Source organism: Streptomyces sp. NPDC087310 (genome assembly GCF_044744405.1).
In the GTDB taxonomy this organism is placed as follows: domain Bacteria; phylum Actinomycetota; class Actinomycetes; order Streptomycetales; family Streptomycetaceae; genus Streptomyces.
The window spans coordinates 472,164-485,035 of the sequence record NZ_JBIUYF010000003.1 but is presented as its reverse complement, the minus strand read 5'-3'; the positions used below and the strand labels follow the sequence as shown (position 1 = coordinate 485,035).

Genomic DNA, 12,872 nt, shown 5'->3' with positions numbered 1-12,872 from the left:
ATGAACCTCTCACTCCAGTACTGCAACATCACCGTCAACGACATGGACGAGTCCCTCGCCTTCTACCGCGACGCGCTCGGCTTCGAGGTGCGCAACGACGTCGCCGCCGGCGGGTTCCGCTGGGTCACCCTCGGCAGCGCGTCCCCGTCGGACGTCGAGCTCGTCCTCTCCGAGCCGCACGCCGGCCGGTCCGAGGCCGATGGCGACGCCCTCCAGGAGCTGCTCACCAAGGGCGTCCTCCAGCAGATCATCTTCCGTACGGACGATGTCGACGCGGCCTTCGAGAAGGTGCGGGCCTCCGGCGCCGAGGTGCTTCAGGAACCCATCGACCAGCCCTGGGGCCCGCGCGACTGCGCGTTCCGGGACCCTTCGGGCAGCATGGTCCGCATCTCGCAGGCGCCCAAGGCGTAACGCGCGGGAAGGGCTCCCGGTGGCCCGGACCGGCCAGGCCAGGCCAGCCCTGCCAGCCCGGCGGGCCCGGCGGGCCCTACCGGTGGTGATCATCGCCGGACGCGCGCCTCCCGCGCCCCTCCGGCGCCGGCTCAGGACGCTGCACCGGCAGCGTCACCGTCACCACCAGCCCCCCGCCGTCGCCGCCCGGCACCGCGTCCACCGTCCCTCCGTGCGCCTCCGCGATCGACCGGACGATCGAGAGGCCGAGCCCCGCGCCACGCCCCATCCGGTCGCGGCCCTCGCCCCGCCGGAACGGTTCGAACAGCGCGGGCACATCCGCCGCGGCGACCTCGGGACCCGTGTTCCGCACCACGAGCACGGCGCCGGTCACCTCCACGTCCACCGTCCCGCCCGGCACGTTGTACGACACGGCGTTGGCCAGCAGGTTTCCCACGAGCTGGCCGAGCAGCAGCCGGTTGCCCCGTACCGTCTCGGCGTCCTTGACCGTCAGGGACACGTCGCCGCGGCACCGCACCGTCTCCTCCGCGACCGCCTCGCCGAGGTCGACCGGCTCCAGGTCGTCCACCTCGCGCTCGCTGCGCGCCAGCACCAGCAGCCCCTCGATGAGCTTCTCGCTGCGCCGGTTGTTGTCGAGCAGGGTCTCCTTCGTGCGCGCCAGCTCGTCCGGTGAGCAGAGGTCGTCCAGGCCGACCTGGATCGCGGTGCGCTGCGTCGCCAGCGGGGTGCGCAGTTCGTGCGAGGCGTTGGCGATGAAGCGGCGCTGGCTGTCGAACGCCTTCTGGAGCCGTGCCAGCAGGGCGTCCAGGGTGTCGCTCAGCTCCTTCAGCTCGTCGTTCGGGCCGCGCGCGCTGATCCGCTCGTGCAGATTGCGCTCGGAGAGCCTGCGGGCCTTGTCCGTCATCGCGTGCACGGGCCGCAGCACCCGGCCCGCCGTCCACCACCCCACGCCCACCGCGCAGGCCGCCATGACCAGCAGGGCGACCACCGACCAGAACACCATCTCGTCGGAGGCCGCGTTCGTCACGTTGTCGGCGACCTGGGTGACCGTGACGGGCGCGATCTGCTGCTCGCCGATCAGCCGCGTCACGGACTGCGGCTGGATGACGGGCGCCACCTGGGCCGGCGCCACCCGGGCGGCGATCTCCGCGGCCTCCATCTGGGTGCCCGCGTTGGAGAGGAGGTTGACGATGGTCAGCAGACAGCCGCCGAGGACGAGGAAGACGCCGCCGTAGACGAGCGCGATCCGCGTACGGATGGTGGAGCCGGTGAGCGGACGGAGCCACCGGGCCCGCGCCGAGGCCGCAGGGCTCATGGACCGGTTCGCCGGAGTCGCGGGCCTGGGGCTCACAGGGCGTACCCCGCTCCCGGCACCGTACGGATCAGCGGCGGGTCCCCGAGCTTGGACCGCAGCTTGCTCAGGCAGACCCGTACCGCCCCGGTGAACGGATCCGCGTGCGCGTCCCACGCGCGCTCCAGCAGCTCCTCGGTCGAGACGGGCGCCCCGTCCGCCTCCAGCAGGATCTGGAGGACGGAGAACTCCTTGGGCGAGAGGTCCAGCGCCACCCCGTCCCGCGACGCGGTCCGCCGTACGGAGTCGAGCCGCACCCCGTACCGCTCCAGTTGCGGCGGTACGGGCCGGGCGCTGCGCCGCCGCAGGGCGCGCACCCGCGAGACCAGCTCGGGGAAGTCGAAGGGCTTGCCCAGATAGTCGTCGGCGCCCAGGTCGAGCCCTTCGACGCGGTCCTCCAGGGAGGCGGAGGCGGTGAGCATCAGGATGCGGGTACGGGACGACTCGGCGACCAGCTTGCGCGCGACGTCGTCGCCGTGGACGCGGGGCAGGTCGCGGTCGAGGACGACGACGTCGTAGTCGTGCAGGCCCAGATAGGCGAGGGCGGCGTCCCCGCTGTACACGGTGTCGACGGCGAAGCCCGCCCGGCGCAGCCCGGTGGCCACCAGTTCGGCCAGGACCTCCTCGTCCTCGGCGACCAGTACGCGCATGCTGTCGTCCCCTGTCCCTCTCCCCGGCCCCGCTGCCGCTGCCGTCACCGGCCCCGGCCCCGCCGCTGCTCCTGGCCCCGTCTCCGCCCCGGCCCCCGTGTCCGTATCCGTATCCGCCCCCGCGTCCGTCCCACGTCTCATCCGGCGCCCCGCCTTGTACATGATGCCCATTCCCTCCCAGGATGTGCCTGTCTACCGCGACGGCTGTTTCCCCGAGGTCTCCACCGGGTAGCAACGGTGGTTTATCGATGTGAAGGCACCGGTTCCGGGCCGATACCATTTCGAGCATGGCGGCCACTGGATCCGAAGAGCAGGGTGGGAAGGCGTTCTACGTCACCACCCCCATTTACTACGTCAACGACGCTCCTCACCTGGGCCACGCCTACACGACCGTCGCAGGGGACGTGCTCACCCGCTGGCACCGCCAGCGCGGTGAGAAGGTGTGGTACCTCACCGGCACGGACGAGCACGGTCAGAAGATCATGCGCACCGCCGAAGCGAACGGGGTGACCCCGCAGGAGTGGTGCGACAAGCTCGTCGAGGAGGCGTGGAAGCCCCTCTGGGAGCACCTGAACATCGCGAACGACGACTTCATCCGGACCACGGAGAAGCGGCACACGGACCGTGTGCAGGAGTTCGTGCAGGACCTGTACGACAAGGACGAGATCTACAAGGGCGGCTACGAGGGCCCGTACTGCGTGGGCTGCGAGGAGTACAAGCTCCCCGGCGATCTGATCGAGGACGAGGACGGCGTCAAGCTGTGCGCGATCCACAAGAAGCCGGTGGAGATCCTCAAGGAGGAGAACTACTTCTTCAAGCTCAGTGAGTACGGTCCGAAGCTCCTCGCGCACTACGAGGCCAACCCCGGCTTCATCCAGCCCGAGTCCGCCCGCAACGAGGTCGTGAACTTCGTCAAGCAGGGCCTCCAGGACCTCTCGATCTCGCGCTCGACCTTCGACTGGGGCGTCCCGGTGCCGTGGGACGAGAAGCATGTGATCTACGTCTGGGTCGACGCCCTGCTGAACTACGCGACAGCGGTCGGCTACGGCGCCAACCAGGAGAAGTTCGACACGACCTTCCCCGCCGACGTGCACCTGGTCGGCAAGGACATCCTGCGCTTCCACGCGATCATCTGGCCCGCCATGCTGATGGCGCAGGGGCTGCCCGTCCCCGGCCGGGTCGCCGCCAACGGCTGGCTGATGGTCGGCGGCGAGAAGATGTCGAAGTCGAACCTGACCGGCATCAAGCCGCAGGACCTGACCTCGCACTTCGGCGTCGACGCGTACCGCTGGTACTTCCTGCGGGCCATCGCCTTCGGGCAGGACGGCTCGTTCTCCTGGGAGGACTTCAGCGCCCGCTACACCTCCGAGCTGGCCAACGACTACGGCAACCTCGCCTCGCGCGTCGCGGCCATGGTCGGCAAGTACTTCGGCGGGGCGCTGCCGGCCGACGCCGCCCCCGGCGACGCCGAGCAGGCGGTACGGGACGGGCTGGCCACGGCGGTCGCCGAGGCCGACCGGAAGATCGGCGAGGAGCTGGACTTCGCGGGCGGGATCGCCGCGATCTTCGACTTCGTCAAGCAGGTCAACGGCTATCTGACCGAGCAGGAGCCCTGGAAGGTCGCCAAGGACGACTCGGACGAGGGCCGCGCGCGGCTCGCGACGATCCTCTACACGGCCTCGGAGTCGCTGCGGGCGCTCGCCGTCCTGCTCAACGCGGTGATGCCGGAGACCTCGCAGAAGCTGTGGGACTCGCTCGGCGCCGCCGCGTCGCTGGGCGCGCTCGACGGCCAGCGGGTCCAGGACGCGGGCACGTGGGGCCTGCTGCCGGCCGGCTCGACGGTGACGAAGGGCGCGGTGCTCTTCCCGCGTCTGGAGGAGCCGGCGGCGTAACGCCGTACACACGTGCACGAGGCAGGGCCCGGAACCAGGCTGGTACGCCTGGTCCCGGGCCCTGTTTCATGGCCGGCTCAGAGGTCGACTCAGGGGTGACTCAGGGGTGGACTCAGAGGTCGGTGCCGTCGTGGGTCTCGTCCGGGTCGACGCCCATGGTGATGGTGCCGACGACACCGCGCGCCATGTCGTTCTTGCGGTACGAGAGCTTCAGCAGCCCGCCCTGGACACCGCTCTGGTCGTAGATGGTGTCCTCGGTGAGCGTCGTGCGCTCCGTCGTGCTGGTCGAGTACGGCGCGATCTTCGCGGAGTCGAGGACCGCGGCCTCCTCGAAGAAGAACTGGCCGGTGTGGCAGGTGTGCCCGCCCTCGTACCCGGCGTCGGTCATCTTCCCGCCGACGTGCACCTTGGTGTGGATGTGCACGGCGCGGCCCCGGTACCAGCCCGGGAAGACCGTCCTGAACTCGACGAAGCCGTGCTTGTCGGTGAGCGAGGTGCCCCGCAGGTACCGCTTGTCGTCGGTCGGCTCCTCGTGGCCGCCGGGACTGCCGGGACCGCCGGTCGGCGGCGTTCCGGTGGGGGTGTCCGTGGGCGCGTCGGTGGGCGGGGCGCCCGTGGGCGGCGTGCCGCCACCGGTGGAGCTGTCCTCGTAACCCGAGTAGAGGCCCAGCGCGTCGCAGTGCCAGATGTCGACGGCCGCGCCCGGCAGCGGCTTGCAGGTGTCCGAGTCGATCGCCTTGAGGCGGAGGGTCATGGGGATGCCCTCCCTGTCCTCGGTGATGTCCTTCCGGATCTTGTCGGCGTCGATGTAGTACGGACCCTCGGTGGTCTGCGAGGTGAGCCGGTAGCACAGCTCGCCGTCACCGGTCGCGGTGGCGCCGGGCGAGGTGCCGGTGGACGAGGCCGCCGTGTCCTCGCCCGCCGACGCGGTGGTGACGGCCGCCGCCGCGATACCGGTGGCGGCGATGGCCGCGCCGCCCGCGAGTACCGCCCTGCGGCGGATCAAGTCCCGTTTCCCCAAAGGCTCTTGTGTCTCTGTCATGACACGGGAGACTAGGCAGCCAAGCTGGCAGCGACCTGGGCGTGAGCTGTGAACACCACATCACCCAACGTCAGAGAGGCTCGGAGAGCTCAGAGAGGCTCGGAGAGCTCGGAAGCTCAGAGAAGCTCAGAGAGCCAGCGAGTCCGCGTCGCCCATCACCACGACCGGCTTCTTCTCCGGGTCCAGCGTGCGCAGCAGCTCCTTCATCCGGTCGAGGGGTACGGAGACACACGCCTGGGTGGGTCCGCCGTGGTCCACGTGGATCCAGATGCCGCCGCCCTTGTCGTCACCGAGCGGCCGGGTCCAGTCGAGCGGGGTGTTGCCCGGCACACGGTTGTAGTTGATCGCGACGACGTAGTCGAAGGAGCCTTCGAGCGGCTCGCCCTCGAACCCGGTGCCCGTGACGGAGAAGGCCGGGCCCTGGTCGTACGGGAGCCTCGAACCCGGATCGGCCAGCCGGCCGCCCGCGTCGGTCAGCCCGTACACGCCGATGGGCGAGCGCAGATCGCCCTGGTTGTGGTCGTCGGTCCACCCCTCCAGCGCGTTGTGCGCGGGCCAGGTGTCGGTGACGGGCTCCCAGCCGGTGACCGGGTCGCGCTCGTGGACGACGACGGAGGCGAGGTTGGAGTCACGGTTGATGCCGGTCACCACCACGGCCTGGCGGGTGTCCGAGGGGATCTGGGCGCGGGTCTCCGGGCCCAAATCGGGGATCTCCCGCGCCTCGGCGCCGCGCGCCTCCAGCGGTCCTGACGCGCCGGTGCCGGCACCGCCGCCCTTGTCGGCGCCGCCTTTGTCAGCGCCGCTCGCGGCGGCGGCGACGGAACCCGACCCCGTTCCGGCCTTGTCCGCCGTCTCCGCCCGGCCCGCGTCGCGCACGCCGCCCCCGCCCCCCGCGCAGCCGGTGAGCAGCAGACCGGTCGCCAGCAGCGCGGCGGCCAGCCGGAGTCCTCTGCGAACTGTGCGCACAGACATGTACGGGCCTCTCATTTCGTGTTCCAGGAGGAGGCGGAAGGACGGACGGGCGTGCTTCCTGCGGTGAAGTCTGCGCCGCTGATCATCGTATGGACGGCCTCCACGCTCCCCGGCGCGTCGCCCGCGACACACAGGCTGACGGTGGCGACCGGATCGACGGAGGCGGGTTCCCCGGTGCCGGGGGCGGCGGTGGGGGCTTCGGAGTGGTCCACCGCACCGCCCAGCAGGGCGCTGTACTCGCGCGTCCCGCCGATCCGCCGGCACCCAGGGGAGGTCTCCGCCAGGAGGCGCGGCTCGGACCGGTCCCGGACCGTCGTCGCCGGTGTCTCCGGTGTCTCCGCTCCCCGCACGACCAGCGTGACCAGCGCGCCGCCCGGGCCGAGCGTCCGGACCGGCGGACAGTCGGACCGCCGCTCGACCGGGCAGGTCGCGTCGTACGGCGTGAGCGGCCGGGACGAGACGAAGCCCCGGGCCGGCGCTCCGGACGGGCCGTCCGGCGGCACGTCGACCGCGTACCAGCGGGACGGCGGACGCAGCGTCAGACCCCGTAGGTGCGGGAAGCTGACGTAGGCGCCGTCCGGGGTGGGTGTTTCACCCGACCGGTCCCGTGCCGTGGACTCCGAGGAGCCGGCGGTGGGGACGGGGCCGGGCACGGTCGCGGCGGGCAGCACCTGCTCGGGCCCGCCCCGCAGAACGCCGGGCAGCACCGCGCCGGCCAGCACGAGCCCGGTCACGGCCGCCGCGGCGGCTCCGGCCGTACGGCGCCTGCGGCGGCCCCGTACGATCCGCTCCCGTACCTGCTCCAGCCGCCCTTCGGGGCTGGGCAGCCGGGGCGCGGCCCGTTCGAGGAGGACGCGCAACTCCCGCCCCTCGGCGGCCTCACGGCGATCCTGATCCGCCCCCGTGGCCCCACCCGTGTCATCGGTGTCACCCACGGCGGTCACCGCCTTCCACGGGCACGGGCAGCAGCTCCCGCAGCGTGCGCAGGGCACGGGACGACTGGCTCTTGACCGTGCCGGTGGAGCAGCCGAGGGTGGCCGCGGTGTCCTCGACGCTCAGGTCCTCGAAGTAGCGGAGCACGACGACCGCCCGCTGCCGCACCGGCAGGGACCGTACGGCCGCCGCCAGCGACTGCTCCAGGTCCACCCTCGCGTACGCGTCGGACGGCCAGGCCGTGTCCGGGAGTTCGCCGTACGGCAGCTCCCCGCGCCAGCGCCGCCGCCACCAGGAGGCGTGCAGGTGCACCATCGCCTTGCGTACGTACGCCTCCGGCCGTTCCGCCGCTATCCGGGGCCACTTGGGCCAGACCTTCGCGAGCGTGCTCTGGAGCAGGTCCTCCGCGAGATGCGCGTCCCCGGTGAGCAGCCACGCCACCCGCAGCAGCCGGGGCCCCCGGGCCGTGACGAACGCCTCGAAGTCGCCGTCGCCCGGATCCATCGGCCCGCCCTCGCCATCCTGTTCGATCCCTCACGTGAGTGGAACGCGGTGGGGGACCGATCAGGTTGCCTCCGTTCCGCTCCTCAGCCTCCGGCTGACCGTGCCGAGGCTGTCGGCGAGAGCGGCGAGCTGCTCGCGGTCGAGGACGTCGATGAGCAACTCGCGGACGAGCGCGACATGCCCGGGGGCGGAGTCGCGCAGCCGCTCACGGCCCGCGTCGGTGAGGGCGGCGACGACACCGCGTACGTCGGAGGAGCAGGCGCGGCGGCTGACGAGACCGGCCTTCTCCAGTTGCCCGACCTGGTAGGTGAGGCCGCTCTTCGAGGTGAGCAGCAGATCCGCCAGTCCGCTCATCCGCAGCTCGCCGCCGGGCGCGTCGCCGAGGCGCGACAGGATCTCGTACTGGGGATGGGAGAGGCCCGCGTCCTCCTTGAGCTGCTGGTCGAGGCGGCGCTCCAGAAGGATGCCGGCGGCGATGAACCCGCGCCACGCGGCCATCTCGTGCTCGTCCAGCCAGCGGGGTTCGTCCATGGCCGCCATCCTAGGCTCCGGCGACCCTGGTTGTTCAAATTCAAATCACTGTGTACGGTCGTAAACGCGAGCCTTTGCTTAAACTTTCAAGAATGACTCCGGGCTCATGCCCCACGGGCCCACGGCTCACCGAGCCAGGCACGGCAGGGCACGGCACGGCACGGAACGGCACGGCACGGAACGGCCTCACCGAAGCGGCCCCCACCCCCTTCACCTCCAGGAGAGAACGCACTCATGCCCTCCCCCACCAGCACCCTCGCCCCGCTGTCCCGCCCCGGCGCCGCCCCCGGAGACCGCGCCCACGCCTCCACGCCCCACGCCTACGACGTCGGCCTCCTCCTGCTCCGCGTCGTCCTCGGCCTGACGATGGCCGCGCACGGCAGCCAGAAGCTCTTCGGCTGGTTCGGCGGCGGCGGCCTGGACGGCACCGGCGCGTTCTTCTCGGCGAGCGGCTACCCCTCCGGCAAGGCGTTCGCCGTCGTCGCCGGGCTGACCGAGACCCTGGGCGGCCTCGGCCTGGCTATCGGCCTGCTCACACCGCTGATGGGCGCCGCCGTCGTCGGCACGATGGTCAACGCCCTCGCCGTCAAGGGCACCGGCAGCTTCTTCGCCCCGGCCGGCGTCGAGTACGAGATCCTGCTCACCGCGGGCGCCGCCGCCCTGGCCCTCACCGGCCCCGGCCGCATCGCCGTCGACCGCTTCCTCCCCGGCCTGAGGTCCCACCGCCTGGCCTACGGCGCATCGGCGGTGGCCCTGGGCCTGGTGGTGGCGGGCCTCACCCTGCTGCTGCGCAAGTAACCGGCCGCGACCGGCGTTCGGGCCGGGGATCTTGGGGCGCTAGGTTGGCCGCATGGTTGAGGGGGCGAAGGCCGACGTAGGCGCTGTGGTGCCCGAGCAGCGGACCAAGGGGCGGCGTGCCGTCCGGGGGAAGCAGGACAAGGACGGTCTGGCACGTTCGTCCCTGCTGATGGCCCTCGGCACGGTGGTGTCGCGGGCGACGGGCCTGATCCGTCAGGTGCTACAGGCGGCGGCGCTGGGAACGGGCCTGCTGGCCAGTACGTACAACACGGCGAACACCGTGCCGACGAGCCTGTACACGCTGTTGATCGGCGGGGCGCTCAACGCCGTACTGGTACCGCAGTTGGTGCGCGCCCGCACGACGGAGCCCGACGGCGGGCGGGCCTACGAGCAGCGTCTGGTCACGCTCGTCGTCTGCGTGCTGGGGGTGGGTACGGCCCTGGCGGTCTGGGCGGCGCCGGGGATCGTCGGGCTGTACATGCGGGACACCCCGGGCAGCCACGAGGCGTTCGAGCTGACGGTGACGTTCGCGAGGTTTCTGCTGCCGCAGATCTTCTTCTACGGCCTGTTCGGCATCTACGGGCAGGTCCTGAACGCCCGTGAGAAATTCGGCGCGATGATGTGGACGCCGGTGCTGAACAACGTCGTCCTCGTCGGCATGTTCGCCGCCTATCTGGGGCTGATGACGATCCCCGCCCGGGTCGAGGACATCACCGCCGACCAGGTCCGCCTGCTGGGGATCGGAACGACGGCAGGCATCGCCTTGCAGGCCCTGGCGCTGATCCCCTTCGCGCGAGCGGCGGGTTTCCGGTTCCGGCCGCGGTTCGACTGGCGGGGCACCGGGCTCGGCAGGAGCGTCCACGCCGCGAAGTGGACCCTGTTGTTCGTCCTGGCCAACCAGGTCGCCCTGACCGTGGTGACGAACTACGCCAACGCCGCCGACCAGAAGCTTCCCCACGCCGGAGCGGGCTACTCGGCGTACACCTACGCGCAGACCATCTGGCTTCTGCCGCAGTCGATCGTGACCGTGTCCCTGGTGACGGCGCTGCTGCCGCGCATGAGCCGGGCCGCCGCCGAAGGCCGGATGACGGATCTGCGCGCTGACCTCTCGCGGGCCCTGCGCGCCAGCGGCGTCGTCATCGTCCCCGCCGCCCTGTTCTTCCTCGCGTTCGGGCCGCAGATCGCCACTCTGGTGTTCGCGCACGGAGCGGCGGACGCCGCCTCGGTCCGCCCGATGGGTTACATGCTGCAGGCGTTCGGGCTGGGGCTCATCCCGTTCTCCGCCCAGTACCTGCTGCTGCGCGGCTTCTACGCCTTCGAGGACACGCGTACCCCGTTCCTCATGGCCACCTGGATCGCCGGGGTGAACATCGCGCTGGCCACCGCCTGCCATCTGCTGCTGCCGACACGCTGGGCCGTGGTCGGCATGGCGGGGGCCTACACCCTCTCCTACGTGGCGGGCCTCGCGCTCACCTCGGCTCTGCTGCGCAGGAGAGTGGGCGGCCGTATCGATGACGGAGCCCTGCGCCGTACCTACGGGAAACTGCTGTGCGCCGCCGTCCCGGCCGCGGGGCTGGGCTGGCTGGCCGCCCGTGCGTGCGCCGGGCCGGGAACCGGGACGTGGCCCACCGCCGTCGCGCTGGCAGCGGGGACGCTCACGACGGCGCTGGTCTACCTCCTCCTCGCCCGGTTGATGAGGATCAGCGAGCTGCGGCGCCTGCCCGGGATGCGGTAGACCGGTCGCCGGCCCACCCCACCCCCGTACACACACCGCGTCCCGCCCCTCGGCAGTGCGAAGGGCGGGACACAAGGCGGTACGCGGGGAGCGGGTCGCGGGGAGCGGGGCCCGCTGCTCCGGCCGTTACTCCGTCGGCTTCGCCGACTTCGTCACCGGCTTGCGGAGCGCGATGTTCAGCTCGCGCAGCCGCGTCTCGTCCAGCTCCGTCGGCGCGCCCATCATCAGGTCCTGCGCGTTGCCGTTGAGCGGGAAGGCGATCGTCTCGCGGATGTTCGGCTCGTCCGCCAGCAGCATGACGATCCGGTCCACGCCCGGGGCAATGCCGCCGTGCGGCGGGGCGCCGAGGCGGAACGCCTTGAGCATGCCGGCGAATTCGTGCTCCACGGTCTCGCGGTCGTAGCCCGCGATCTCGAACGCCTTGATCATCAGCTCGGGTTCGTGGTTACGGATCGCGCCGGACGACAGCTCGATGCCGTTGCAGACGATGTCGTACTGCCACGCCAGGATGTCCAGCGGGTCCTTCGACTCCAGGTCGTCCAGGCCGCCCTGGGGCATCGAGAACGGGTTGTGCGAGAAGTCGATCTTCCCGGTCTCCTCGTCCTTCTCGTACATCGGGAAGTCGACGATCCAGCAGAACCGGAAGACGCCCTCCTCGAAGTGCCCGGCGCGCTTGGCGGCCTCGACGCGCACCGCGCTCATGATCTTGGAGACCTCGTCGAAGGCGCCCGCGCCGAAGAAGACCGCGTGCCCCGGGACCAGCGCCAGCCGCTCCGTGAGGACCTTGACGTCGGTCTCCGTCAGGAACTTGGCGATCGGTCCCGCCAGCGACCCGTCCTCGCCGACCCGGACCCAGGCGAGGCCCTTCGCGCCGTGCTCGACCGCGTACTCGCCGAGGCCGTCGAAGAACTTCCGGGACTGTCCGGCCGTGTCCGGCACCGGCAGGGCGCGGACGTGCTTGCCCGCGAACGCCTTGAACTCGGAGTTCTCGAAGACGTCCGAGATGTCGACCAGTTCGAGCTGGGCGCGCAGGTCGGGCTTGTCGTTGCCGTACTTCAGCATGGACTCGCGGAACGGGATCCGCGGGAACGGCGAGGTGACGTGCCGGCCGCCGCCGAACTCCTCGAACAGCTCCGTCATGAGCTTCTCGATCGGCCGGAAGACGTCCTCCTGCTCGACGAAGCTCATCTCGACGTCGAGCTGGTAGAACTCGCCCGGCGAGCGGTCCGCGCGCGCGTCCTCGTCGCGGAAGCAGGGCGCGATCTGGAAGTAGCGGTCGAAGCCCGAGATCATCAGGAGCTGCTTGAACTGCTGCGGCGCCTGCGGCAGCGCGTAGAACCTGCCCGGGTTCAGCCGCGAGGGGACGACGAAGTCGCGCGCGCCCTCGGGGGAGGTCGCGGTGAGGATCGGGGTCGCCATCTCGTTGAAGCCGAGGGCGGTCATCTTGTGCCGGATCGCGGAGACCACGGCCGTGCGCAGCAGGATGTTGCGGTGCATGCGCTCGCGGCGCAGGTCGAGGAAGCGGTACTCCAGGCGCCGCTCCTCGTTGACGCCGTCCTCCGCGTTGACCGTGAACGGCAGGGGCCCGGCCGCGCCGAGGATCTCGACCTCGGAGACCTCGATCTCGATCTCGCCGGTCGGCAGCTCCGGGTTCACGTTCTCCGCACCGCGCGCGGAGACCTTGCCGTCGATACGGACGACGGTCTCCTTGGTGAGCTTGGACAGCTCCTCGTTGGCGGGCGTGCCGGGGCGGGCGACGAGCTGCACCAGACCGTAGTGGTCACGGAGATCGATGAAGAGGATGCCGCCCAGGTCTCGGCGATTGTGCAGCCAGCCGCTCAGCCGGACGTCGGCGCCGACGTCAGAGGCGCGGAGCTGGCCGCAGGTGTGGGACCTGTACCGGTGCATCGTCGTTTCATCCAGTCTTGGCAGTCGGAGTGGAGTGGGCGCCACCTGTTGGCCAACCCAATTTCGGGAAAACTCGTTTGGCCATAACAGGCTACCGCCCGTGTCCGACACCGCCCTCAGTGGCGTTCGCTCCGCACATATTCAT

At 71.1% G+C, this 12,872-nt stretch carries 12 protein-coding genes; 4 read left to right on the top strand and 8 right to left on the bottom strand.

What is annotated here, in order from left to right:
• The gene (locus ACIO3P_RS12715) at window positions 1–411 is read left to right on the top strand and encodes a VOC family protein (RefSeq protein ID WP_329822919.1); all 411 of its coding nucleotides are present in this window, start codon (window positions 1–3) and stop codon (window positions 409–411) included.
• 76 nt (window positions 412–487) lie between these two features.
• Here ACIO3P_RS12715 and ACIO3P_RS12710 read toward each other — a convergent pair whose 3' ends face one another.
• Both ACIO3P_RS12710 and ACIO3P_RS12705 read right to left on the bottom strand, forming a co-directional pair.
• Window positions 488–1,726: a sensor histidine kinase gene (locus tag ACIO3P_RS12710; RefSeq protein ID WP_401792008.1), complete on the bottom strand. Its 1,239-nt coding sequence runs from the start codon at window positions 1,724–1,726 to the stop codon at window positions 488–490.
• 32 nt (window positions 1,727–1,758) lie between these two features.
• Window positions 1,759–2,412: a response regulator transcription factor gene (locus ACIO3P_RS12705; protein WP_329822917.1), complete on the bottom strand. Its 654-nt coding sequence runs from the start codon at window positions 2,410–2,412 to the stop codon at window positions 1,759–1,761.
• A gap of 287 nt (window positions 2,413–2,699) precedes the next feature.
• Between ACIO3P_RS12705 and metG the strand changes: the two genes are divergently transcribed.
• Window positions 2,700–4,304, top strand: coding sequence for a methionine--tRNA ligase (gene metG / locus ACIO3P_RS12700; RefSeq protein ID WP_329822916.1), 1,605 nt, complete (start codon window positions 2,700–2,702; stop codon window positions 4,302–4,304).
• A 112-nt stretch (window positions 4,305–4,416) separates the two neighbouring features.
• On the opposite strand, the gene ACIO3P_RS12695 is transcribed toward metG, so the two are convergent.
• The 5 genes from ACIO3P_RS12695 to ACIO3P_RS12675 form a co-directional block, all read right to left on the bottom strand.
• Entirely contained in the window at window positions 4,417–5,346 is a 930-nt protein-coding gene (locus ACIO3P_RS12695; protein ID WP_329822915.1) for an intradiol ring-cleavage dioxygenase, read from the bottom strand.
• 126 nt (window positions 5,347–5,472) lie between these two features.
• Entirely contained in the window at window positions 5,473–6,318 is an 846-nt protein-coding gene (locus ACIO3P_RS12690) for a hypothetical protein (RefSeq protein WP_329822914.1), read from the bottom strand.
• A gap of 11 nt (window positions 6,319–6,329) precedes the next feature.
• Complete coding sequence (locus ACIO3P_RS12685; RefSeq protein WP_401849173.1) at window positions 6,330–7,253, bottom strand: hypothetical protein; 924 nt, start codon at window positions 7,251–7,253, stop codon at window positions 6,330–6,332.
• A complete protein-coding gene (locus tag ACIO3P_RS12680; RefSeq protein WP_329822912.1) occupies window positions 7,246–7,755 on the bottom strand; it encodes a SigE family RNA polymerase sigma factor in 510 nt (169 codons plus the stop codon). The genes ACIO3P_RS12685 and ACIO3P_RS12680 overlap by 8 nt, the downstream gene beginning before the upstream one ends.
• A gap of 60 nt (window positions 7,756–7,815) precedes the next feature.
• Entirely contained in the window at window positions 7,816–8,286 is a 471-nt protein-coding gene (locus tag ACIO3P_RS12675; protein WP_329822911.1) for a MarR family transcriptional regulator, read from the bottom strand.
• A 234-nt stretch (window positions 8,287–8,520) separates the two neighbouring features.
• Here ACIO3P_RS12675 and ACIO3P_RS12670 point away from each other — a divergent pair, with 234 nt between their 5' ends.
• Together ACIO3P_RS12670 and murJ are read left to right on the top strand one after the other, a co-directional pair.
• Window positions 8,521–9,084, top strand: a complete 564-nt coding sequence (locus tag ACIO3P_RS12670; protein ID WP_401849171.1) for a DoxX family membrane protein — start codon at window positions 8,521–8,523, stop codon at window positions 9,082–9,084.
• A 52-nt stretch (window positions 9,085–9,136) separates the two neighbouring features.
• Window positions 9,137–10,819 (top strand): murein biosynthesis integral membrane protein MurJ, encoded by a 1,683-nt coding sequence (gene murJ / locus ACIO3P_RS12665; protein ID WP_329822909.1) that lies wholly within the window; start codon window positions 9,137–9,139, stop codon window positions 10,817–10,819.
• A 126-nt stretch (window positions 10,820–10,945) separates the two neighbouring features.
• Here the strand turns inward: murJ and aspS are convergent, their stop codons facing one another.
• Window positions 10,946–12,727, bottom strand: a complete 1,782-nt coding sequence (gene aspS, locus ACIO3P_RS12660) for an aspartate--tRNA ligase (RefSeq protein WP_401849170.1) — start codon at window positions 12,725–12,727, stop codon at window positions 10,946–10,948.
• Between the last annotated feature and the right edge of the window lie 145 nt (window positions 12,728–12,872).

Bases quoted from the DNA above. Each gene is read 5' to 3' on its own strand.
- murJ (WP_329822909.1), top strand. From the start codon at position 9,137: ATGGTTGAGGGGGCGAAGGCCGACGTAGGCGCTGTGGTGCCCGAGCAG.
- ACIO3P_RS12675 (WP_329822911.1), bottom strand. From the start codon at position 8,286: ATGGACGAACCCCGCTGGCTGGACGAGCACGAGATGGCCGCGTGGCGC.
- metG (WP_329822916.1), top strand. From the start codon at position 2,700: ATGGCGGCCACTGGATCCGAAGAGCAGGGTGGGAAGGCGTTCTACGTC.
- aspS (WP_401849170.1), bottom strand. From the start codon at position 12,727: ATGCACCGGTACAGGTCCCACACCTGCGGCCAGCTCCGCGCCTCTGAC.
- ACIO3P_RS12670 (WP_401849171.1), top strand. From the start codon at position 8,521: ATGCCCTCCCCCACCAGCACCCTCGCCCCGCTGTCCCGCCCCGGCGCC.
- ACIO3P_RS12690 (WP_329822914.1), bottom strand. From the start codon at position 6,318: ATGTCTGTGCGCACAGTTCGCAGAGGACTCCGGCTGGCCGCCGCGCTG.
- ACIO3P_RS12710 (WP_401792008.1), bottom strand. From the start codon at position 1,726: ATGAGCCCTGCGGCCTCGGCGCGGGCCCGGTGGCTCCGTCCGCTCACC.
- ACIO3P_RS12680 (WP_329822912.1), bottom strand. From the start codon at position 7,755: ATGGATCCGGGCGACGGCGACTTCGAGGCGTTCGTCACGGCCCGGGGG.
- ACIO3P_RS12715 (WP_329822919.1), top strand. From the start codon at position 1: ATGAACCTCTCACTCCAGTACTGCAACATCACCGTCAACGACATGGAC.
- ACIO3P_RS12695 (WP_329822915.1), bottom strand. From the start codon at position 5,346: ATGACAGAGACACAAGAGCCTTTGGGGAAACGGGACTTGATCCGCCGC.
- ACIO3P_RS12705 (WP_329822917.1), bottom strand. From the start codon at position 2,412: ATGCGCGTACTGGTCGCCGAGGACGAGGAGGTCCTGGCCGAACTGGTG.